This window comes from Indioceanicola profundi (assembly GCF_003568845.1).
Classification (GTDB): Bacteria; Pseudomonadota; Alphaproteobacteria; order Azospirillales; family Azospirillaceae; genus Indioceanicola; species Indioceanicola profundi.
On sequence record NZ_CP030128.1, the window covers coordinates 80,220 to 103,480 of the forward strand.

Annotated in this window: 13 protein-coding genes and 3 pseudogenes; 6 read left to right on the forward strand and 10 right to left on the reverse strand. The window is 64.7% G+C overall.

Annotated elements, in window-relative coordinates; all coding sequences use genetic code 11:
• Positions 1–210 precede the first annotated feature (210 nt).
• The 4 genes and pseudogenes from DOL89_RS21665 to DOL89_RS26090 form a co-directional block, all read right to left on the reverse strand.
• A complete protein-coding gene (locus DOL89_RS21665) occupies positions 211–2,829 on the reverse strand; it encodes a histidine kinase dimerization/phosphoacceptor domain -containing protein (RefSeq protein WP_225890079.1) in 2,619 nt (872 codons plus the stop codon).
• Between the two features lie 334 nt (positions 2,830–3,163).
• On the reverse strand, positions 3,164–3,556 hold the full coding sequence (locus DOL89_RS21670) for a response regulator (RefSeq protein WP_119681469.1): 393 nt from the start codon (positions 3,554–3,556) through the stop codon (positions 3,164–3,166).
• A gap of 56 nt (positions 3,557–3,612) precedes the next feature.
• Complete coding sequence (locus DOL89_RS21675; RefSeq protein ID WP_225890091.1) at positions 3,613–6,216, reverse strand: PAS domain S-box protein; 2,604 nt, start codon at positions 6,214–6,216, stop codon at positions 3,613–3,615.
• Positions 6,217–6,228: 12 nt separating this feature from the next.
• Positions 6,229–6,627, reverse strand: a pseudogene (locus DOL89_RS26090) (PAS domain-containing protein); the annotation flags it as partial.
• A 1,449-nt stretch (positions 6,628–8,076) separates the two neighbouring features.
• On the opposite strand from DOL89_RS26090, the gene DOL89_RS21680 reads away from it, so the two are divergent.
• Positions 8,077–9,579 (forward strand): sensor histidine kinase, encoded by a 1,503-nt coding sequence (locus DOL89_RS21680; protein WP_119681471.1) that lies wholly within the window; start codon positions 8,077–8,079, stop codon positions 9,577–9,579.
• A 54-nt stretch (positions 9,580–9,633) separates the two neighbouring features.
• Here the strand turns inward: DOL89_RS21680 and DOL89_RS21685 are convergent, their stop codons facing one another.
• The gene (locus tag DOL89_RS21685) at positions 9,634–9,900 is read right to left on the reverse strand and encodes a hypothetical protein (RefSeq protein WP_162937775.1); all 267 of its coding nucleotides are present in this window, start codon (positions 9,898–9,900) and stop codon (positions 9,634–9,636) included.
• A gap of 242 nt (positions 9,901–10,142) precedes the next feature.
• Between DOL89_RS21685 and DOL89_RS21690 the strand changes: the two genes are divergently transcribed.
• On the forward strand, positions 10,143–10,928 hold the full coding sequence (locus DOL89_RS21690) for a Crp/Fnr family transcriptional regulator (RefSeq protein ID WP_162937776.1): 786 nt from the start codon (positions 10,143–10,145) through the stop codon (positions 10,926–10,928).
• A gap of 261 nt (positions 10,929–11,189) precedes the next feature.
• On the opposite strand, the gene DOL89_RS21695 is transcribed toward DOL89_RS21690, so the two are convergent.
• From DOL89_RS21695 to DOL89_RS21705, 3 genes are all read right to left on the reverse strand, one after another.
• Entirely contained in the window at positions 11,190–13,070 is a 1,881-nt protein-coding gene (locus DOL89_RS21695) for a PAS domain-containing hybrid sensor histidine kinase/response regulator (RefSeq protein ID WP_162937777.1), read from the reverse strand.
• 409 nt (positions 13,071–13,479) lie between these two features.
• Positions 13,480–16,851: a PAS domain S-box protein gene (locus DOL89_RS21700; protein ID WP_162937778.1), complete on the reverse strand. Its 3,372-nt coding sequence runs from the start codon at positions 16,849–16,851 to the stop codon at positions 13,480–13,482.
• A 298-nt stretch (positions 16,852–17,149) separates the two neighbouring features.
• Complete coding sequence (locus DOL89_RS21705; RefSeq protein WP_119681476.1) at positions 17,150–18,166, reverse strand: glutamate cyclase domain-containing protein; 1,017 nt, start codon at positions 18,164–18,166, stop codon at positions 17,150–17,152.
• Positions 18,167–18,398: 232 nt separating this feature from the next.
• Here DOL89_RS21705 and DOL89_RS21710 point away from each other — a divergent pair, with 232 nt between their 5' ends.
• The 4 genes and pseudogenes from DOL89_RS21710 to DOL89_RS25705 all read left to right on the forward strand — a co-directional run.
• Positions 18,399–19,883, forward strand: a complete 1,485-nt coding sequence (locus DOL89_RS21710) for a methyl-accepting chemotaxis protein (protein ID WP_119681477.1) — start codon at positions 18,399–18,401, stop codon at positions 19,881–19,883.
• 36 nt (positions 19,884–19,919) lie between these two features.
• Complete coding sequence (locus DOL89_RS21715) at positions 19,920–20,102, forward strand: hypothetical protein (protein WP_119681478.1); 183 nt, start codon at positions 19,920–19,922, stop codon at positions 20,100–20,102.
• Between the two features lie 18 nt (positions 20,103–20,120).
• The gene (locus tag DOL89_RS21720) at positions 20,121–20,456 is read left to right on the forward strand and encodes a GAF domain-containing protein (protein WP_119681479.1); all 336 of its coding nucleotides are present in this window, start codon (positions 20,121–20,123) and stop codon (positions 20,454–20,456) included.
• Between the two features lie 238 nt (positions 20,457–20,694).
• Positions 20,695–20,991 (forward strand): annotated as a pseudogene (locus DOL89_RS25705) (IS110 family transposase); the annotation flags it as partial.
• 77 nt (positions 20,992–21,068) lie between these two features.
• On the opposite strand, the pseudogene DOL89_RS21730 reads toward DOL89_RS25705, so the two are convergent.
• Both DOL89_RS21730 and DOL89_RS21735 read right to left on the reverse strand, forming a co-directional pair.
• Positions 21,069–21,416 (reverse strand): annotated as a pseudogene (locus DOL89_RS21730) (transposase); the annotation flags it as partial.
• Between the two features lie 253 nt (positions 21,417–21,669).
• Positions 21,670–23,169, reverse strand: a complete 1,500-nt coding sequence (locus DOL89_RS21735; RefSeq protein WP_162937779.1) for a methyl-accepting chemotaxis protein — start codon at positions 23,167–23,169, stop codon at positions 21,670–21,672.
• Positions 23,170–23,261: the final 92 nt, after the last annotated feature.

The window sequence follows — 23,261 nt, forward strand, 5'->3', positions numbered from 1 at the left end:
ACGATCGCTGCTCCGAACCGGCGTGCCTCTCAGCAGCTGCTGGCCCCGCACCGGAGGGTTCTCAAGACAGGTCGCGTGGAGATGTGGCCGAAGGCGTGGTCGGAAGCAGAGGCTCCAAGGAGATTGCCAGTGGACGGCCCGACGCAATGGGATGATTTCACCCTCTGCCCGTCCGGGACACACGTCCATCCGACCTGGGCTGCGTCGATGCTAAGCGCAGATCGTGAAGCGCGCGCCGTTGACGTTCTCGATGCGCATGCGCCCGTTGATCTGATCGAGCATGGCTTTCACCACCCGCATGCCGAGCCCGCCCGGGCCAACGCCTGCAACGAGATCGGCCGGGAAGCCGCGTCCTTGGTCGGAGATCACCATGCACACGCAACCGTCCGCATCGGGGCTGATCCTGACCTCCACGCTCCCGGTCTGTCCCGGCGGGTAAGCGTACTTGATAGCGTTGGTGATCAGTTCGGCCGCGATGATCGATATCCCCACGGCCTTGCGGTACGGCATCATCAGGCCCTCGCCGGCTCGGACCACCAAGTCTCGCCCGTCCCCGGCAATCGGGGCGAGGTCCTCGCATAATCGCCTGATGGTCTGCCCGATATCCACCTCCTCCACATTCTCAGCCTGATAAAGGCTGCCATGAACCCGCGCGACGCTCATCACCCGGGCATAGGCCTCTTGCAGCGCCGCCGCGCTGGACGGATCGCCAGCCGCCCGCGCCTGCATCTGGAGGAACGAGGCCACAATCTGGAGCGAGTTCTTGACCCGGTGGTCGACCTCTCGCACCAAGACGTCCTTCTGGGCAAGGAGCTTTTCCTTGTCGAGAAGGACGGCGATGAGTTCCTCCTGCTTGGCGTTCAGGGTGGCGATCTGCCGGTTCTGACGCCAGACCACGCCATCGAGGGCATCAGCAAGAGCCTTGGCGATGTCCAGGTGCCACGTCTCCCAGGGGGTGCTCGATCCTGCCTTTTCCTCCAACCATCGCTCGAAGCTGCGGCGGGGCAGGACCGCCGTGCCGCCATCGGGCGCCTCCCCCACCGGCCGGCGGGGATCGCCGCCCCAGGCGACGGTCCTCACCACCTCGTGCCTGAACCAGAGCAGCGCCCGCCGACGGTCCGGACTGAAGGCGGCCAGGAGCCCGCTGGCCATACTGCGGTAGGCGGCAGCCTGCGGGTACAGGTGGGACAGGTGCTCCGTAGCGAAACTTGTCTGGGCTGGCTCTTGGCCGAGGAGCCAATCCACCAGGTCCAGCACTTGGCCCTGGTCCGGTGCCGCACCGAGCAAACAGACCTCGCGATCGTCCACGATCGCCGCGCCGGTCGCGTCGAACAGGTTCAGCAGGGTGACGGGACCATGCAGGAGCGCTCCGGCCAGATCCTCCGCCCCGGCCATCCGGTCCAGCAGAGCCGCCTGGGCAGCAACATGCTGTCGATAACGGCGGGAGAGGTCATCAGCCTGGACGCCCTCAAGGCGCAAACTGAACGCCTCGACCAACGTCGACACCGCGGCACGAGTTTCCGGGGCCACATAGTGGGGCTGCCTATGGTGGCCAATCACCAGGCCCCAGAGCCGTCCGTCGACGATGATGGAGGCTGACATTGACCCGTTCACACCCAGGTTCCGCTGGTACTCCAGGTGGCTTGGCGACAGGCTCCGGGACGTAGCGAAACTGAGGTCGATGGGGACGCCTTCGAGGCGATCCCCTGGGAGCAAGGGCACCGGCGCGTAGTCGCGGTCGACCACGAAGCGTGGCGGGGCGATGACATACAACGCCCTGGCCTGGGCCGGGATGTCGGAAGCAGGAAAGCGCAAGCCGAGGAGCGACTGTTCCCAGTCTTCAACTTTGCTCTCGGCAATTGCATCGCCGTTCCAGTCCCGGTCGAAGCGGTAGACGAGCACCCGCTCGAAACCCGTCAGCGCCCTGCCCTCCTCGACAACCGCCTGTGCAAGCTCCTTGGCATCGGTCACGGACCGCAATCGTGACACGGCGTTGCGAACAGCGGCCCGACTGGGCACGGCGAAGTCACGGTCCTGCGGAACACGTTCGAGCTCGACCAGGATGTTGCCTGCATGCTCGTGAACACTTGCCAGGTAGTCGATCCCGCCAAGCTGGATTGGAAGCTGGACCTGACGGGCCGGACCGGGCGCCAGATCAGCACGAGCCCGGACCTGGGTGATTTCCGAGGTGAAAGTTGCCGGGAACAGATCGCCCAGCACGCGCCCGATGAGGTCGTCAGCTCCGCAGCCGAATGCCTCCCCGGCGTTGGCGCTGCATGCCCGAACGCACCAAGTCACCGGGTCGGCGACGAGCAGCGCCATGTGGGGCTGAATCGCTCCCGGCATATGGATCGTCTCTCGGGCGCAAGCACTCAGGGTCTCCTGTTCGGCCGACGCGTTCTGCTCAATGGCGGGAACTGCCGCCCTTGTGCGCTTCTCGAGGTATTCGAGCGGCCTGACGGTGATCCAGAAGCGGTCCGGCGACCGGGCTTTCCACATCGTGACAGCGACCCGGACCGGGCGTGGCGTAAAGCTGAACGTGTACACGAAACTCTCATCCAAGGCGCCGCTGCGCACGCCTTGGAGGAAGCGGCCGTGGAAGGCGGGTAGGTTGGTGCAAGGCGCCACCTCGCGGAAGAAGTGACGGCCCAGCACCTCCTCCGGCCGCCGGCCCGAAAAGCGGCTCTCCGCGGCATTGTAACGGGTTACAATTCCACGGCCGTCCAGCTGGATCACACCAAAGCTGAGGGCATCCAAGTCGGCGTCGGCAAGGGTGTCGAGGTCTGCACCGCCATCCGGACACGTCGGCATTGCACTTCCATTCCTCATTCGCCTCACGCTACCGATGCGGCGGAAGTCAGCGAAGCATCCAGCCAAAGCGGGAGCAATGTGGGGTCGGACTCCTCCTTCGAAGTGCCCGCCCCTAAATCCCTGCCTACGCACCCCAGCCTAGGCGCGCATTAACATAGGATAACCGCGGGCGCCGCTCCTCCGGCTACCAACGAGCGCTTGTATGAGACGCCCTGGCAAGACGTCGCGCCGGAATGCCGAATCCCATCGGACCAATGGATGCCGTCCGAAGCCTTTTCGATAAGGCCGCAGGACAGCGGAGTCCTTTCGGGAGCACCCAACAGGAGCCTGGCCCCTCCGCTACACAAGTGAATCACCGCTTTAGCTCGCTTGCGAGGCGGCTTGTCAACACTACGGCTGGCGTTGGCTTCGCATAGATCGGCACTTGCGGAAACCGGACCCTGACCTCCGGGGGCAAGGCCGTTCCGGTATGGACGACCACCGCCGCCGACCTCTCGATCAAGGCTTCCAGAACTGGCCCGACATCCCCGTCTGGAAGGTTCACGTCCAGGATCGCGGCCTTGATGTCCTGGGCCTTCACCATTGCCAACGCCTGCCGCACCGTTGCCGCGGGACCAACCGGCATGCCATTCGCGTCCTCAACGGCATAAACAAGGTCCATTGCGATAAACGGCTCATCCTCGACGACGAGCACTTCGGCCCTGCCAAGGCTTGGATGAACGATGTCGGACTCAAGTTGAGCCATATTGCACACTTACGTTAATGCGCTTCCGCATGACAACCAACGTTTCCCCCGCCAGTTCACTTTCCGAGCCGCTCGAGCGAGGCTACCAATGTGATCTCGGCACCTATCGTCCGCCAGGCATACAATATAGTACCATTCAGTTGACTGCCCATCCCCATGCGGGCCAGCCGCGATCCGAAGCCTTCGCGGGCGGGCGGGGCGTCCACGGCCGGCCCGCCAACCTCCTTCCAGGTCACAGTCAACTGGCCCTCGGCGGAGGCCCAAGCGACATCCAGGCATCCTGCGGGCGTGGAGAGCGCACCGTACTTGGCTGCGTTGGTGGCAAGCTCATGGAGCACCAGCGCGAGGCTGGTTGCGGCCGTCGGCCCAATGCGCACATCCGGCCCCCCGCTGCACAACCGGCCCGTGTCCGGGGGAAGATGGGGGGCAAGAATGGCCTTCACGAGCTCGTCAAGCGAGGTGGTCTCGTCTCCGAAGCTGATCCCGGTCACCGCGGGCCGTATGAGCTCATGGGCCTGCGCCAGCGCCATCAGCCTGCCGGTCAGCGCCGAAGCCATGTCGCGGACGCTGCTGGCCGAGCGCGCCGTCATGTTGACCATGCCTGTAGTGATCGAGAAGAGGTTCTTGACGCGGTGGTTGAGCTCGCGGACGAGAAGCTGCCGGTCGTTCTCGGCCCGCTTGCGCGCGGTCAGGTCCGTGGAGGTCCCGACCAGGCCGACAACAATACCCTGTTCATTCCTGAACGCAGCCTTGTGGGAGAGCCAAATGCGTGGGCCATGTTCGTCATGGCCGACAACCTCTTCAAGCTCCTCCGTCAGCCCGGCCTCCATGATGCGGCGGTCGGTCGCCATGACCCGGGCGGCCTGTTCCGAGTCGTCGAGGAACTCGAGATCCGAGCGGCCCTCGACTTCGCCCCAGGGCTTGCCGATCAGGTCCAGGACCGGGCCGTTGGCGATCTGCATGCGGCCCTCCCGGTCCTTCACGTAGATGAGGGCCGGCACGGCATCGATCACGGCCTTGAACAGGCGCATGCGCTCACGGGCCTCGACCTCGCTCCGCCAAAGTCTATCCTCGGCCTGCTTGCGGTGCTCGATGTCGATGAGCACGCCCGGGAACCGGAGCGGTCGACCGTTGCTGTCGAGATCGCAGCGACCGCTCGCCTCGATCCAGCGACACAAGCCGTTGGGCTGGAGGACCCTGTACTCGGCGCTGAAGCTCCCGCCCTGCTCCAGGGCGGCGGCGATCAACGCTTCCACACGCGCCTTGTCCCCGGGATGGATAGAATCCGTCACCGCATTGAGCGGCAAACCCTTTTGGCATTGCTTCGGGTCCAGGGCGAAGGCGTGCGCGAAACGCTCGTCCGCCGTGAGACGGTCGGCCTGGATATCCCAGACCCAGGTGCCGACGATGGCGCCGCTGTTGAGCGCCAGTTCGATGCGCTCGTGCGCCTCACGCAACGCCGCCTCGGTCCGGCGATTTCTGTCTATGTCGAGGCAGGCCACGACGCCTCCTGCGACCCGGCCCGCCTCGTCCAGGATCGGGGCCGCGATCAGGCGCACCCAGGTTTTCCGGACGGCGTCTCGCTGATAGAGCACTTCGAGTTCGGACTGCTTCTCCGCCCCCGCAATGACGCGCGCCAGGGGATATTCCGCCGCAGCCACCTCGCGCCCATCCGGGTGGTAGCATGCCCAACTGCCATAGTCGCTGATGCCAGACGACGGGAGAATCGGGCGCCCGAAAATGCTTTCGGCCTGCTTGTTCCCTCCGACGATGCGCCCTGACGGGGCATCGGCGATGATTATGCCCACCGGCACCGTATCCAGGATCGCCTGCAGCCGCCGCTGGCTAACCGCCAGCGCCTCCTCCGTCCGCTTGCGGTCGGTGATGTCGATCGCGACGCCGGGGAAGCGGACAGGCCTGCCCTCCCCGTCCATGAAGCACTGCCCGCGGGCCAGCACCCAGCGCTCTGTCCCGTTCAACGCAACGACCCGGTACTCAGCGGTGAAGTCGCCGCCGCAGGCAAGAGCCCGCTGGATCTGAGCGCGGACGCGGTAACGGTCTTCCGGATGGATCCCAGTTACGTACGAGGCGATAGGCAGGCCCTTGGCCGCCTTCACGGGGTCGACGCAGTAAAGGGCCGCAAAAGCAGCATCGGCAACGAGGCGGTCACCCTGGATATCCCAATTCCATGTGCCGACGCCGCCAGCGGCCTCGAGCGCGAAGCGGAACCGTTCCTCGCTGTCCCGGAGGGCCGCTTCCGCCTGCTTCAAATCATGGACATCGGTACATGTCCCGTGCCAGCGAACAATCCGGCCTGCCTCGTCCCGCTCAGGTTGGGCGCGGCCAATCACCCAGCGGTACTCGCCGGAGCGATGCCTCAGCCGGTACTCGACATGATAAGGCTCGCCGGTGGAGAGAGAATGACGCCACCGTGCCCAGGCGTGCTCCCGATCGTCAGGATGGAACATATGGCTCCACCCTCTCCCATCCGTAGAGCCCTCGGGCACGCCGGTGAACTCGTACCAACGGCGGTTGTAATACTCGTGGTAGCCGTCCGGCCGCGCCGACCAGATCATCTGGTCGACAGAATCGGCAATGGCTTGAAATCTGCTCTCTGAACCCAGCAACGTGGCGGAAGCCTGCTGGTCGGGACCGGCCACGCGGCAGAGTACGGTTATCCCGGATGCCATTCCATCCGCCGACGCAATGGGAACTGCCGTGACCGCGATGCCAACCGCGGTACCGTTGCCGTGCCGGTGGACAGCCTCCGCCTCCACCTTCTCACCGGCAAGCGCGCGCGCCAGTATAGCGTCCGCCGCATCAGGGAAAAGGTCGGGCAGCAGCTTGCTGGCGGTTGCGCCGATGGCACTGGCCTGCGAGTGGCCGAAAAGGCGGGTTGCCGCGGGATTCCAGCTTACAATGCGCTTGTCTGCCGCGGCAATGCCGATAATCGCGTCAGACGACAGGTCCAGGACGACAGCCAGCTGTGCCTTCCGCTCCTCTTCGCCCCACCCGATGGCTCCGCTGCAGGAAGTTCGGTGCAGCGTGCTGGTCGACGGAGTGGATGTCATCTATGCCCTTGATCCTGATAAGCACCGGGACCACCGTGTCCGGCCAGTCTCAAATCCGTTGCAGCCTGTGGCCCATCGGCGGGCTGCGCAAGGGACAATATCTCGCAAGGCGGGCACGGCAAGGGTGCCATTGGCCTTCCCGAGGTGAGACACCTCGATATTGAAGATGCCACTGGCGCAAGCTCCTCTCCCAAAACGACACGAGCGTGAATTGCCTTTCGCAAACGGCGCGGCCCAATGTTTTCCAAGGGGCGCAGCGGACTTCCGCGGCGGCTGGCCTCCTTCGACTCGCGGATCGGGGTTGCTGGAGCCGTCTTCCGGCGTCTCCCGCGGTGGCTCCCGGAGGGTTGTGGCGAAGCCGCCTGGCGCCGCTCCGAACTGAGCCACAGAGGCAAGCGCACAATGGGCTTCCGTCCCGCACCCGTACCGCCGCCTGCCCGCCACTGGCATTATTTGTGGCGACTTTGCCCCGCATGCGCCCCCAGCACGGGGTCGCCGGGCACAGTTCGGCCCCGTGCTGGAGAGGACCGAAGATGCAGCCCACCTCATGCCCCTGGCAAGCATACCGGCGGCTTCCTCAATTTCCCGCCGACGGCGCATGCCATCCGAATGCCCCTGGCGCTGCTGACGGCCGCCAACGGCAAGATCATCGGGAAAGGGCCAGCTACGGCAAACATGCCGCCTCCGGCAGCTTGGTTCCATAGGCACCAGACATACCGCCCCCGGACAGGGCGCCCGCGGATAGAGCTTGCAGCGGGACGGCGAGAGGCCTAGGAGAAGTCGGCACGGCATCCTTCCCTGCGGCACAGAATTCGGCGGCATCGGGCCGGAAAGGTCACCTGCCGATCGCATGCCCAAGGCACGAATATCGAGCGTTTCGCTATCGGCATCCGGAACTCTCAAATCGTGCCTGGCCGCACTCAGCGGGCCCATGGGGCCGTCAAGCGAAGGACTATCGACAAACGCGTGTCGACAAAGGCCACTGGGTCGGCGCCTCAGTCCAAGTTTGCCAGCACATCCGGCTGGTGAAGTTTCTGCCGGACGCCAACACCGTAGGGGCTGGCACTCGACGGGCACATGGAAGCTCAACATCGGAAATCCACGCCTGCGCCAGCCATCCCCAGAAGGACAAGCGGCACCGGGGAGCACCCGTAATTGGTCATAGGTTAAAGACGTACCGCGTACCGACCTGCTAGGATCGGTACGCACATTCCCGCCAGCATCAACGCGAATGATTAGCATAAGGAACACTGCATTTCCCGCATGGAGTCCGCACGTGCGTCCTAAACGGCATTCCCCTCGACCCCAGGTGCGCAACTGCCCTGGCGTCAGCACCCATCTATCGTAGCGGCGCTTCTCCGGAGTCGAGATCGCGTTTCGGGCCCATCCTCGCCCAAGCTGTCCTCTCGGATCGGCAAACCACCACCTCGAAAAGGCGTTCGGCGGATCATGATCAGTGAATTGGCTGGCACGCGCCTGGCATTCCTGGCCGGCGGGGGGCACACCGGTACGCTCATGCGCGCGCGCGATTGGTCCGAAACGCCGCTCGGCCAGGCCGCTGGCTGGCCGCAGTCCCTGAAGGCCCTGGTGTCCGTGATGCTCGGCTCAAACCAGCCAACGTTCATTGTCTGGGGACCCGAGCGCACCTTGCTGTACAATGACGCCTTCATCCCGTTGTGCAGGCAGCAGCATCCGTCGGCGCTGGGGCAAGCCTTCGCGGATGTGTTCGGCCGCCTGGCGGAGCGCGCTGGCCCGGTCCTGGACCGCGTCTACGCAGGCGAAGTCGCCGATACACTTGGCATTCCTTTCGATCTTCGCCGGAACGGCGATCCAGGCGCGGCCCGCTTCCGCTTCTCGTCCACGCCCGTGCGCGACCGGGACGGGCGAGTGTCGGGCGTGTTCTGCACAGGCTGGGAGATGGCGGGGGAGTCCAGTGCGAGATCCACTTGCGAAGAAGCTGAGCGGCTGCGGACGCTCATTGGGCAGGCGCCCGGCTACCTTGCCTATTTCGAAGGCCCTGCCCACAGGGTGAGCTTCGCCAGCAATGCTTTCCTGCGGCTCCCGGGCCGCCACCGCTTGGTCGGGAAGACCGCCCGCGAGGCGCTCTGCGGACCTGACCACCAAGCATTCCTTGATATCCTGGACCGTGTCCACGCCACCGGAGAGGCGCATACGGGCCGTGCCTTGAATGTTTCTCTTGAGGGCGAAGCCACACCACCGGCAGGGGAGCGCTTCACGGACTGGGCTTTCCAGCCGATCACCGACAGGGCGGGACAGGTCACGGGCATTCTCGTCCAGGGCTCCGACGTGACGGAGCGCGTCCGGTTAGAGGAACATCAGCGGCTCCTGATCGGTGAGTTGAACCACCGCCTGAAAAACACGCTATCCTTGGTCCTGGGCATCGCCCGGATGACCATCGGGCAGCAGCGGAACGAGGCGAGCCTGGATTTCGAGAGCCGCATGTTGGCTCTCGCCAACGCGTACGCCCTGCTCACCAAGGAAAACTGGGGGGCCACTGAACTTCACGACGTCGTGGGCACGGTAACCGCTCCATACCGCGGAAGGGCCGGCAACTTCGCCATAGCTGGCCCGCGTGTTCGCGTGCCTGCGCGTGCTGCGGTATCAGTCGTCATGGCTCTCCACGAGCTTTGCACGAACGCCGCAAAGTATGGCGCCCTATCGCGGGAGGGTGGCAGCGTACGGTTAGAATGGTCGCTCGACGGAGCGTCGCCGCGCCGGCTTACCTTGACATGGCAGGAGGCCGGCGGCCCCGCGGTCACGTCCCCGCACCGGAGAGGATTCGGATCGCAGCTGATCGAGCAGATGCTTGCGCACGAATTGGACGGAAACGTTCGCCTCGACTATGCGCCGACCGGTGTCGCTTGCGTCATCAACTTCCCCATAGGGGAGGAAGACCTTCGACCGGCCGGTGAGGTGCTCCCGCCTCGCTGACATTCCGTGACGAGACCGGAAGCTCCGGCTTGGCGCGGCCCCGCCTTCCCGCTCTCAGGTATTGTCTTTCGGCACCGTGTCCTGGCCCTGCTGCATCGAAGGGAGGTTTCCAATGAGTGCTTCGATCACTTGAGCCGCCGCAGCCTCGCGCTCCCTGTGCTCGGCCGAGCCATTCGCATTGCGATGAGCGGCAGCCGCGTCCTCGAGGGCGTCGACCACGTCCTCCGTCTTCAGGAGCCCGCGATCAAGGAGCGTCAGCAACAGGCTCTCGCAAATCGAGAATGCAGCCCGCCCCATGACCCCATCCTGATTATTACCCATGAGAACGCCCCCACGTACCACGCCTTTAGAGATTACACGCCGACACGCCGACGGCGGGTCCATTAACAGTTCCGCGGCCGAAGCGTCGCAATCTGTACTCAATAAAATCTCATCTGGTTTAACCCAGGACATAGCCCTTCCCGGGGCAAAAGCGGAATCCTCTTCAGCCCATGATCCGTGGGTCTCCATCGGACGGTATAACCGATGAGCAGGATGACAGTTGGCATACAAAGGTCAGGTTGATGGCCCCAAAATCTTGCTCTCTGCTGGGCTCCGATCGGAAAGAAACGGCGCTGCACCTCAAGCTAGAGAGCTATGTTCCACTCTCTGAACCGGAGCGGGCATATATAAGCCAGCTTGTGGACCGGGCCGAAGTGGTGCGGCCGCGGATCGACATCATCCATCAGGGGGAGCAGTTTGCCTCCGCCCATGTCTTGCTCTCCGGGTGGGCGATCCGCCACAAGGCGCTCCCGGACGGTCGCCGGCAGGTGGTCAACTTCGTTATTCCCGGCGACTTTATCGGGTTGTATGCCCACCTCTTCGAAATTGCCGACCATACTGTGACCACGCTGACAGGCGCGACCACGGCCGCAGTGGAAATCGACCGGATCGTCGAGATCTTCAAGCGCTTCCCCCGGCTTGCCGCCGCGCTTGCCTGGTCGAGTGCCCGGGAGGAGTCGATCATCGCCGAGCGGCTGCTCAGCTTGGGGCGGCGCACCGCCTTCGAGCGCATGGCGCATCTCCTCGCCGAGTTGCTGCGTCGCTTGCAAGTCGTCCAGCTGGCATACAAAGGGCAGTTCATTCTGCCGGTCACTCAGGAAACCCTGGCGGATGCGCTTGGGCTCAGCCTTGTCCACGTGAACCGGACGTTGCGCCGCCTCCGAGAAGCCGGGCTGATCGACATTGACGGGCAGAAACTGATGGTCAACGACGCCGCAAGTCTCGCGGACGCAGGCAAGTTCGACGAGATGTACCTGCATCATAGCGGCCTATCGAGACGGCTGCAGAAAAAGCTCGCACCGGCATAGATGCCGCAGCCACCCGTAACGGGAGAGATCCTGTCCGCGCGGGTTGGGATTGCCCGCCGACGGCCTCGAACGGGACGGATGCTAGCGCTCCCCCTGCCGTCGCATGACATCGCCGCCCTGCCCGCCCCCGATCGGGTCCGCCGCTGCGGCTGGCGCCGGAGGCCAGGGTTTCCGCCGGGATAGCGAATCAGCACAGGGCGAACATGCCTGCGCGTGCTCGCCAGGCGACTTGCAGCTGGAGAAGGCCCTACCTCGCTCCTGCTACCGCCGGTCTGGCTTCGTGGCTGCGCGTTCATCCGTAAGCGCCAGCACCGTTTCCCTTAGCGCCCATACGTCCACTGGCTTGGTCAGCAGCCGCAAACCTGCCTCGTGGGCTCTCCGGAGGGTCCGCGGCCTGGTATCCCCGGTCAGCAGGACGGAGGCGGAGCCCGCTGCCCGTGCTGCCTCTATCGCATCAAACCCGTCGCCGTCCGGCAGCTGGAAATCCGAGATGACCACACCGAACCGCTCCCGTGCCAATTCCTTTCGCGCATCCGCAACGGAGTGCGCAACGGTGGCCTCCAGCCCCCAATCCTCCAAGGTCATGGACAGGGCCGCCGCCACCATCCGGTCGTCTTCTACGATCAGAACCTTGTGTGCTGCCAGAGCTCTTTCCTGGCATCGCGGCAACGGCGGCGGGGCGGTCTCCCTTCCCTCCGGAACCCAGACGCTGAACGTCGACCCGCACCCGGGACTTGAGCGCACCTCCAGTTTGTGCTCCAGCACAGCAGCCGCGCGCCGGGCCGTGGACAGGCCCAGTCCAAAGCCCGTTGACCGGCTCTCCTCTCCCAGCTGCGCGAAATCGTCGAAAATCCGCTCCAGGTGCTCCGGCCGTATGCCCGGTCCGGTATCGGTGACGTCTATGCGCACCCACCCCTCCTCGCGCACGCATGCTACGGCCACCTCGCCGGATTCGGTGTACTTCACGGCATTGGAAATCAGGTTGCGCAGGATGAGCTCCAGCAGCAGGCGATCGCTCCGCACGGTAACGGTGGTCGGCGGCACCCTGAGCGACAGCCGCGCCGCGCGCGCAGGTCCCTCGAATTCTACCCCCAACCTGTGCAGCAGTCCCTGGAGCGCGAAGGCTTCCAGCTTTGGCTGGACCACGCCCGCCTCGAAGCGGGCCGTTTCCAAAAGGCCGTTCAACATGCCGCGCAGGCCCTCCAGGGACAACGAGGCCATCTCCACGAGGCCGCGGAGATCCGGATCCTGCACGCGGCTCTCCAGCAGCCCCAGATACAGGCCCGCCGCCATCGCGGGTTGGCGCAGGTCATGGCTCGCAGCGGCCAAGAAACGCGACTTGGCCCGGTTGGCGTCCTCGGCGACGGTGCGCGCCCGCTCTGCCTCGTCGCGTGCCGCCTTTAGCGCCTCCTCCGCCTCCCGCCTCGCGGTGACGTCCTGGACAGCACGGATGGCGTGCAGGAAGCGTCCATGCCCGTCCCGGACGGCTGTGACCCGGACCTCCGCCCACCAGCGACGGCCGCCCTTGCTGGTATAGGGCCGCTCCTCGGCGTAGCTGTCCACCTCGCCCCGGATCAGGCGGGCGAAGTTGTCGTGCGCTTGGACCCGGTCGTCCTCTCCCTCAATGGAATCAAAGAAAGTCCGCCCGTCGAAGTCCGCGAGCACGTAGCCGGTCACCCGGGTAAACGTCTCGTTGATGAAAAGGTAATGGCCTTCGGCATCCACTTCCTGGATGCCGACCCCGACATTGGCCTGCGTTGCCCGGAGACGCAGATCCTGCTCATGGCGCGCGAGCACCGCTTTGGTGGTTTCCGAGATGATCACCAGCACGCCGCCGACGCCGTCCGGGGCATCTGGGTCGGCGATCGGGCCGTAGCTGTAGGTCCAGTAGACTTCATCCTGCTTGCCATGCCGGACGATGGACACCAGCTGGTTCTCATGCCAGGTCGGCTCTCCGCCAGCCATGACCTGGTCGATCTGGGGGCCGATGATGGGCCAGATCTCGGGCCAGGCATCCTGCCCAGGCGCCCCCAGGATGGCCGGATGCTTTTCCGGCCCAAGCGAAGCCGCGAAGCCGTCGTTGTAGAAGCAGATGTGCTCAGCACCCCAGAAGACGTGAACGGGATGCCGGGTGCTGAGCATGATCCCGATCGCCGTTTTCAAGCTTTGTGGCCAGGCTTCCACCGGCCCCAGGGTCGTACGCGCCCAGTCATGCGACCGGAGCAGCGCTCCCATGGTCCCGCCGCCCGTCGGCCATACCTTCCGGGCCGCATCTCGGTCAGACGCCATAGGCCGGTCCCGGTTCATTATTGGGCAAAAGCATGGTGGGGGGCATGGGACCTTGAGGAAGAGTCTATTCCGGACTTCGGTGGTACTGAATTGGGCCACCATTTCATACCACATTGATACATCGGCCTGGTATTCCCATGTATGCGTCGCCTACACGCATGGAAAGGCGTCGCGGCAGAAGTTCATTGCTCCCGCAGCTGGCCACGCACATCGGCGCGGTTCGCCGCTCTCAACACTGGACGCAGTCGTCGTGAATGGCGCCTCAACCGATTTGGTGCTTCGGCTCCCTGGCGACCAGCCTTGCCAAGGCCGCTTCCAAGGCCGACCTTGAGAACGGCTTGCCCAACCGCGGCAATTTCTCCACGTCCGCGTCCGTGACGTCCTCATAGCCGGTGCATAGCAACACCGGCACGCCACGCGCGTGTAGTTTCCGCGCCAGGGCAAGCGATGACTGCCCGTGCAGGTTCACGTCGAGCACGGCCGCATCCAGTTCGGCGTCACGCGCCAAGCGCTCGGCATGCGCAAGGGACAGGGCCGGGCCTACAACGTCACACCCCAACTTGCGCAAGGCATCCTCGAGCTCCATGGCGATTAGGGCTCCGTCCTCCACTACCAGGACCCGCCGGGGGAGACTAAGGGGAACGGCACCGTCCTGTGGTTCGCTGGAGGCGGATGCAGCCGCAAAGGTCCAGTGCTCTGCCGGAAGCCGCATCTCCAGATAGAGCCCTGCCGGGCGCCAGTCGAGGGTCAACCGGCCACCCAGTTGCTCCTCGATGCTGGTGCGCACCAGCAGCGACCCGAAGCCACTCCGCGTCGGCGGTTGCACAGGTGGTCCGCCGCGCTCCCGCCAGAGCAGGACCAGATCGCCCTCGGGCGCAATGTGCCATCCTACGTCCAGTCGCCCGGCCTCAGTCGAGAGGGCGCCATACTTGGCGGCATTGGTCGCGAGCTCATGCAGGGTGAGCCCGATAGGAAGGACGGCGTCGGCGACAAAGGTTATATCGGGTCCGGACACGTTGGCCTGCGCTGGCGAAACCATATCGAGCTCCTCGGCGAGCAGGGCCGCGAGGCGTCCGCCCGTCCACCTGTCCCGGGCCAGCAGGGAATGCGCGCGCGCCATGGCCGCCACCCGGCCTTCGATCGCCTCCGCGAACTCGGCCTTCGTGTCGGCCCGGGTGAGCCGCACCAAGGACAGGACCACGGCCAGAGCATTCTTGGCCCGATGATCCACTTCCCGCATCAGCAGCTGCTCACGCTCCTCCGCCCTCTTACGCTCGGTGATGTCCATATCGACGCCACGGACGACTGCCGCACGTCCGTCCAGACCGGGTTCAGGACGGTACCGGGTGAGCAGCCAGCGGAACGTGCCGTCCGGCAGCACCGCACGGAACTCCACGTCCAGCGGACGCGGGTTTTCCACCAGGTCCATGACGGCTGCCACGGCGCGGGACTGGTCATGGGGATGCAGAAGCGAGATCGAGCGTTCCAGGCTGTAGGGTCCCTCCGCCGGGTTCCGGCCGTAGAGTTTGTAGAGGGACGCCGACCATCGCATCACGTTGGCCCTGACATCCCATTCAAAGGTGCCGACACCTGCAGCCTCCTGGGCCAGTTCCAGACGCGTCCGGCTGTCCGCGAGCTCCGCCTCGAACCGCTTCTGCTCCTCAATGTCGGTGCATGTCCCGTACCACCGGACGATCCGGCCATCCGCATCCCGCTCAGGCAGGGCCCGCCCGATGAACCAACGGTATGCTCCATCTTTGGACCGCAACCGGTACTCCATTTCGTATAGGTCACCAGTCGCGAGTGAATTGTGCCAAACCTGCCGGGTGCATTCCCGGTCGTCGGGGTGGAAAAGAGCGAGCCATGCATCGCCATCCGCCTCACCCTCACCAGCACCCGTGTACGCATACCAGCGGCTGTTGAAATAGTCGTGGTAGCCGTCCTGCCTGGTAGACCATACGATCTGCGGCATGGAATCAGCCAATGCCCTGAATCGCTGCTCACTCTGGCGAAGGGCCTCCTCCGCGCGCCTGCGGCTAGTGATGTCCTCGACAGTGACAGCGATGCGGCCCGGCTCTCCGGGCAAAGGCGCGCAGGTGAGGCGGGCGGTGACGCGCCGTCCGTCCCGGTGCTGGAAATCCTTCTCGTACGGATCCCACCAGCCGCGCTCGCGGATCTGCGCCACGGCCCTCTGGCTCACCTCGATGAACTCGGGCGGTGTCGTGTTCCGCCAGTGCCATTCGCCGCGATTGAACTCCTCCCGGCTGCCCCCGGTGATCTCCAGCAGGCGGTCGTTGACCGCCAGCGCCTGATCAATGTTCGCGTCATAGATGGCCATGCCCATGACCCGGGACTCGAACACCCCGCGGAACCGGGCCTCACTTTCCTTGAGGGCAGCCTCCGCCCTGCGCTGATCCTCCACGTCCAGGAAGGCGCACACAACCGCTTCGGGGGGCTCACCGGGCGGGCCGACGGGAGCCGCGCGGACCGACAGGCGACGCGTGGTGCCATCCCGGCGCCGGTACAACAGGTTGCTGTCCTCCACCCGCTCGCCGAGGAGGACAGCGCGGGCCGTGGGATACTCCTCCGGCGCGTACAGGCGACCATCCGGATGCAAACCGCCATAGGCGCCGTAGCCCCCGACATCGTCGGCCGGAAGCAAGGGATGGCCAAGGATCTCCTCGGCCGCGCGGTTGTAGGAGAGGATGCGGCCGGAGGGAACTTCGGTGACGATCAGCCCGACGGGCATCTGCTCGAGCACCAACTCCAGGCGGGCACGCTCCATCCTCAGGTCCGCGAGCAGTTCCTCCCGCTCCGCCTGTGCCGCCCTCCACGCGGTGATGTCCTCGACGGAAAGGGCGACCTGGCCGTGTCGCCCGGGAACCGGCGTGGAATGCAGCCGCACCCAGATCCGTGTCCCGTCCCGCCGCGCATACTCCTTCTCGAAACTGTCTGCCCAGCCTCTTTCCCGGATCTGCGCGGCAGCACGCTCGTCCATGGGCAGGTACTCGGCCGGGGTCACGGCACGCCAGTCCATCTCGCCGCGGTCGAATTCCTCCCGCGTGTAGCCCAGCAGGTCCAGGAGCCGGTCATTCGCCGCGAGGGTCTCGCCGGTCACGGCGTCGAAGATGCTGACCCCGGTTACCTCCGCATCGAAAACCCCCCGGAAGAATGCCTCCCGCTCAAGGACGCGCTCACCGTCTTCCTCTACCTGACGCGTCGCGGTCACGTCCCTTGCAATTCCCAGTACCCCGAGCACCTGCCCGTCCGGGCCGCGCACGGGCGACTTCGTCGTGGAGAAGATGGACCGGACACCATTGATGGTGACGGGCACATCGTAGGTGACCGCAGTGCCGGCCTCCAGGACGTGGCGGTCACCCTCCCGGAAACGGGCCACATCCTCGCCGCTGTGGAACTCCGCGTCCTGCCGGCCGATGAACGACTCTGCGGAGCACCCGTGGAGCCTGGCCCCGTACTCGTTCATAGCCAGATAGCGGCCGCTCCTGTCCTTGACGAAGATCGCTGCGTCGGCGGTGCTCAACAGACTGGCGAGCATCGCGCGCAAGGCGCCCTCGTTCAGGTCGGGGTCGATGCCGTCTGCGGCGGCCCATGCGCTTATTGTCGGGAAGTCCATGCTTATCGGATTGCCGCCAAAAAGGCGGCTTCTATCATGTTCCGCAACAGGCCTACGCTTGCCAATGAGTGGTAGAGGGGCTTCCGGCATGTTCCTGCATCCGGGTCGGTACCCTTGGCGCCTGCCTATACGGAACGGTACCCATGGCGGCGCTTCCGCGCCTGCATGAGATGCTCCAGGCGGGACAAGTGCTCCTGTTCTCTGTTGTGAACGGCTGACGGATGGTTGCCGTCTCCAGAACTGAAGACCGCCGCTCATCGGCGGTCTTTTCTTTGGCAGTGCCGCCGCTCTGCTGCTCCTAACCTGTGGCCTGCCGGACAATCTCCCCCATGAGGGTCAGCACCCCCCGGTGTACGGCCAACGGCATACCATCAGCACTGGGTGTTGTATACCCGGACATTCCGTCGATAAGCCCGGCGTCCGCGCTGGCCGTGAGCAGGCGGCTTTCCGCATCCGGCGTGTGGAGCAGGTCCAGGTTACCACTCGCCGCCGCGAGGCAGGCGGCGACCGCATATGCCCCCCAATTCGAAACGGCCGCCGTCACCAGCACCTCGACTTTGGTGACCGGCGCCGGATCCCGCCCGACCTTTTCGGCAGCGCGGCTGAGCACGCCGCCCAGCTGATCCCGGATGCTGCCGAAGCCGAGCTCATTGCCGCCGTCCCCGATCCCGACGGTCAGAAGGCACCGGTCCCGCGCCTTCCTGAACAGAGCATCGAACTTCGGGGTCGCCTCGGTCGCCGGAGTGCCGCGGAATGTGTGGATTTCCCCTTCGCTATCCTCCCCCCCAACCTCCACGGAAATGAGGGCAGTGGGTTCATAGGCGTTCAACAGGTGATCGGCGTGGGCCTCCGCCTCCTGGCGGTTGCGCGGAAACCGGAGGACAGCGGCTCCATGGATGGGCGACGGAGCCTTCTTCATGCCCGCGACCGCCTCCTCGATGCGCAGGGTGCTGAGCCCAGCCGCGCGCACCACCTGCGATATCGGCCCGATCAGGTCCTCCTCGGTGAGGAACACCGGAATTGCGCCGGTTGCCTTGTGCAGGGCAAGTCCGAGCACCGCAGCCCCCGGCGGGCCGTCCGTCTCGGCGATCCTGGAATTCACGCCCTGGCGGTCATGCCAACCGCTGGCCAGGAACACGGCCCGACCCGCCCGGCATTGCTCCAGCAGCCTTTGTGCAGCAAGCAGGCAGGGCGGTCCGCCCTGCGCCTCCCAGGCGGCTTGTGCCAGCTGATCGACCGAGCCGCGCCCCGAGATGTCCAGGTTGCTCAGGCAATGCAGGCGGACTCCTACATCCGTAAGGACGGATTTCTCCATGTCGCCGCTCCCACTCGATCACTTCAGAACCAATGAAAATGACCAGTGGCAGGTTCCCTTCCTGGTGCATCTGCGGGCACCCGCCCTGCCATGGCGGTTCAATATGAGGTCCGGACGACCCCCTCACCCGAATGGGGCATTCTAGCCAAAATTTCGTTATATTTTATCCTGGTTTATAATCTGTTTTATGTTCATTCCCGTACACAGGCTGTTCCAACTTCGGAGATAGCGGATGTTCGGTCTAGCTCAAGCACGCGAGTTGCAGGCGCTCAAGGCGGAGTTCGCCGCCCTGAACAAGGCGTTGGCTGTCATCGAGTTCACGCCGGAAGGCCAAATCCTCGGTGCCAACGAGAATTTCCTCAAGCTGATGGGCTATTCCCTGGCGGAGATCCAGGGTAGGCATCATTCCATGTTCATGGAACCCGGTGGCCGGGACAGTGCGGACTACCGCCAGTTCTGGGACGGCCTCCGTCGGGGCGAGTTCCACGCAGCCCAGTACAGGCGCATCGGCAAGGGTGGTCGTGAGGTCTGGATCGAGGCGTCCTACAATCCCGTGGCCGACGCCAAGGGCAGGACGTTCAAGGTTGTGAAGTACGCGACCGATGTGACGCGGCAGAAAGCCGAGCATGCGGACCTCCGCGGGAAAGTGAACGCGATTGAGCGGTCGCAGGCCGTCATCGAGTTCGAGCTCGACGGGACTATCCGCACGGCGAACCCGAACTTCCTGAAGGCCCTGGGCTACACGCTCTCCGAAGTGCAGGGGCGTCACCATTCCATGTTCCTGGATGCCGCGACGCGAAGCAGAGCCGAGTATACACAGTTCTGGGAGCGCCTCCGGGGTGGCGAATACCAGGCCGGGCAGTTCAAGAGAGTCAGCAAGGGCGGCTCCTCGGTCTGGATCGAGGCATCCTACAATCCGGTGCTCGACCTGAACGGAAGGCCCTGCAAGGTGGTGAAGTTTGCCACCGACGTCACCAAGCAGGTCGACCTGCTGATCAGCCTCAAGTCGCTGATCGACGGGAACTTCGCCGAGGTCGACACCGCCATCCGCACATCGACGGAACAGACCCGCAGCGCCACGCAAGCCGCGGCCCACACCTCCGGCGATGTGCAGATGGTCGCCTCCAGCGTGGAGGAACTGTCCGCGTCCATCCGTGAAATCTCTGAAAGCATGGTCAAGTCGCGGGAGGCCGCCGAGGGCGCCTTCGGCCGTGCCGAGGCTGCCGACCGTGCGACCCAGCAACTCGTCGGCGCAGCGCAGCAGATGACCGGCATCGTCGACCTGATCCGGCAGATCGCAGGCCAGATCAACCTGCTGGCGCTCAACGCCACCATTGAGGCCGCCCGCGCCGGCGAAGCCGGGCGCGGCTTCGCCGTGGTGGCTACCGAGGTCAAGAACCTGGCCGGTCAGGCCGCCAATGCCACCAGCCAGATCGCGCGGGAGATCCAGCAGGTTCAAGACGTCTCATCCGAGGTGGTGGGTGCGCTGACGGAAATCCGCGGAGCCATCGGCACGGTGCGGGAGCATGTGGCTGGCACGGCCGGCGCCGTCGAGGAGCAGAGCGCCGTCACCCTTGCCATGTCGAGCACCATGCAGAGCGCCGCGGCGGGTGTTGAAGCGCTCACGAAAAGCATCGGCGAGATCGCGGCCGCCGTGGACCAGGTCACGCACGCGGTCGGCAGCACCAAGCAGGCCGCCGAGGTGCTGGCGCGCTGACCGCCCGTGCCGGATTGTCGAGCAGAGGAGATCGCAATGCATTCGGACATCATGGACCATGGCACTAACGCGGAGCGAAAACGGCTGGAGGCCCTGCATGCCCGCCGCATACTGGACACTGCCGACGAGGAGGCGTTCGACCGGCTGACCCGCTGGGCGCAAGCCTATTTCGGCGTGCCGATCGCACTGATTTCCCTGCTGGACGAGTCCAGGCTCTAGTTCAAGTCGGTCCGGGGGCTGGACGCAAGGGAAACGCCCCGCGCGACCTCCTTCTGTCGCAAAACCATTCTACAACGTGATCCGCTGGTGGTGGAGGATGCCCGGCTCGATGCCCGTTTTGCTCACAGCCCCTTGGTTACCGGCAAGCCGCATATCCGCTTCTACGCCGGGGCCCCGATCCTGACCCGCGACGGCTTTGCCCTGGGCTCGTTCTGCATCATTTCACATGCCCCGCGATCGCTCGCGCCGGATCAGCGCATCGTGCTGGCGCGGCTTGCGGGGGTGGCGGCAGCAGCATTGGAACTGCGGGAGGCTTTCCTGGCGTCGGGAACGCAAGCTCCCGCGCTGCCCTGACGGAATACCCGGGTTACGCATACCACATCGTGGGAGGCGGGCATGGGCGACATTGTGCGGCTTCCCTTCCGGGGACCGGCTGGCCGCTTGGCGCGGCTGCTCCTCGCCGAGCGCCTCCTGGAACTCGAACGGCAGGAATAAAAGTAGTGAACCGCTCCGGGTTTGTTGGTGTGGACGGCCCTACGGCATCGTTGTGCCAAGGTAGCGTCATCGACCAACGCCGAGGGAGCGCCAGCAGATGGAGATCCAGCGCATTTCGATCGACACGTCCAAACATGTCTTCACGCTGCACGGGGTGGATGCCCAGGAGCGTCCGGTTCTTCGGCGTGAATTGAGGCGGTCGCAGATTGCAGGGTTCTTTGAGAAGCTTTCGGCGACGGAGGTCGCCCTGGAAGCCTGTGCTGGTTCGCATCACTGGGGGCGTCTGCTCACCGGCATGGAAAACTGGGTGAAGCTGATTCCGCCGCAGTACATGAAGCCCTTCGTCAAGCAAAGCAAGAACGACCACAATGATGCCGAGGCGATCTGCGAGGCGGCGTTTTGGCACAATCGATACCGTAGGGCCGTCCACACCAACAAATCCGGAGCGGTTCAGGTTCAGGTTCGGGCCCGTGCCAGCGCCCCTTTTTTTGCCCGGATCGCGGCGCTGTCAAGCGAGGCACGGGTCCCATCGATGCGGTCAGTCTGGTGCAGCTTGGTAAGGAGCACCCCATGCAGGCGGTCCCAAACACCAGCCTGGTGCCAGTCCCGCAGCCGGCGCCAGCAACTCATGCCGCAGCCGCAGCCCATCTCCTGGGGCAGCATCTCCCAGGGCAGGCCGGACTTCGGCACAAACAGGCTCCCGGTCAGCGCCGCCCGGTTGTCAACCGGCGGGCGGCCACCTTTCGGACGCGGGTGCTCTGGAGGCAACAGCGGCTTCACTACCGCCCATAGCTCATCAGAGACAAGGGGCCTTGCCAAGCCCAGCAAGCAGCCTAGAAACCGGGCCTGTCGCGGGTTCTCGAGCTTGTCGCTCCGCACGAAGGTCGCCTTGGATTGCCGTATTCGAAGGCAGCCCCATTCCCCCCCGTTGCGGAAGAGGTCAGAAACTGCCATGAACAGCAGCCAGTCGTTTCCGGTTGCACATGCTCCGTGGCTCTGGCCTTTGCCTTTCCTGCATTGCATACTCTTGGGAATATTTTTCCTTTAGCTGAATGACACTTTGCTGCCGCTCCTACCGACGCGCCGCTTTCAAGAATTCGTCGATCTCCGCACTTAGTCGGCCCGACGCCTGATTCAGTTGCGTCGCCGCATTCCCCACCGTCTGGGCGGCGTTCCCTGTTTCACGACTCGCAGCGGACACGCCTGATATGTTTCGGGAGACCTCCGCCGTGGTGACGCTCTGTTCCTCCGCGGCCGTGGCCACCTGGGCCGCAATAGCGTTTAGCGCTTGGATCGTGCTGCCAATCCGGCCGATCGCCGCGACAGTGGCACCGGTGGCTTCCTGCATGCGCTCGATCTGACGCTTGATGTCCTCCGTGGCCCGGCTGGTTTGGTTGGCCAGGCTCTTGACCTCGCCGGCGACCACGGCGAAGCCCTTCCCGGCCTCGCCAGCCCTTGCCGCCTCGATTGTAGCATTCAGGGCCAGTAGGTTCGTCTGCGCGGCAATTGCTCCGATCACGTCGGTGATCTTGCTCACTTCCGCTGCCACTTCGGCCAACCCCGACACCAAGCCGTCGGTTCGTTCCGCCTCCTCGGCCGCGCTTCCGGCGATGCGCGAGGCCTCGGCAATCCTGTCGGTGATCGCACCGATCGCAGCCGACATCTGCTCGGCCGCCTCGGCGACCGAGCCGGCGAGACCGACGCCATTGCCAGCCAGTTCGAGCAGGTGCCGGGCGGAGCCGTCCATCTGGGCGGCGCTGGCGGACACAGATCGCACCACCTCGGACACGCTTTCTTCCATTTTGACTTGGTCGCTGATGATGGCCCAGGTGAGCATGGGCCCGAGATAGGCGCCGGTTCCGTCGGTGATCGCGGAAACGCGCAAGTTCAATACTTCGGGACCGACGCGGATGTTGGCCTGATGCGGCAGATTCCTAGGATCCGCGAGCAGCTTGCGCTGGTGCGTTGGCTGCTTGTGGAAAACATCGATGGTCTGGCCGAGCATCCTATCGGCCGGGGTTGGAAGGTGGGCTTCAATGCGCTTGAGCGTTTCGCGGCTCGTTTGGTTCAGGTAGTTGATCCTGAAGTCGTCATCCGGATCGCAGGTCATCACATTGATCGGCATCCGGTCGATCATCTGGAGCAGGCGGCGGCTTTCCTTTTCCACCCGCACCCTTTCAGTTACGACCGACCAGGTCAGGGCCGCATGGGTGTAAGTGCCCCTGATGTCATGCACGGCGTCAATGTGGAGGTCTAGGACTTCTTCCCCCACCGTGATGCGCGCCTTGTGCGGCAGGTTCTTCGGATCAGACATCAGCCTGCGCTGATGTTCAGGATGCTTGTGGAAGATATCGACACTCGTGCCTACGATCTGGGCGGGGTCGATCCGCAGCACGTGCCGGATGCTTTGCAGCAGCCTGCGAGACTCCGCGTTGGCATAGTCGATCCGGAAAGTTCGAATATCACAGGTCATGACGGCAATGGGAAGCCTGTCAAGAACCGCGCCCGCGCCACGCTGGCTGTCCTGGGTGCGCCCGCGAGACATCAAAGTTTGGATTGTTGCCCGCACCATGCTCTCCCCTTCTGCGGTGCTGGTTCCACCGCGGCAAGCTGAGTTGGAACTAGATCCGGCATACATTCGTATTACATGCACTAGCTGAGACT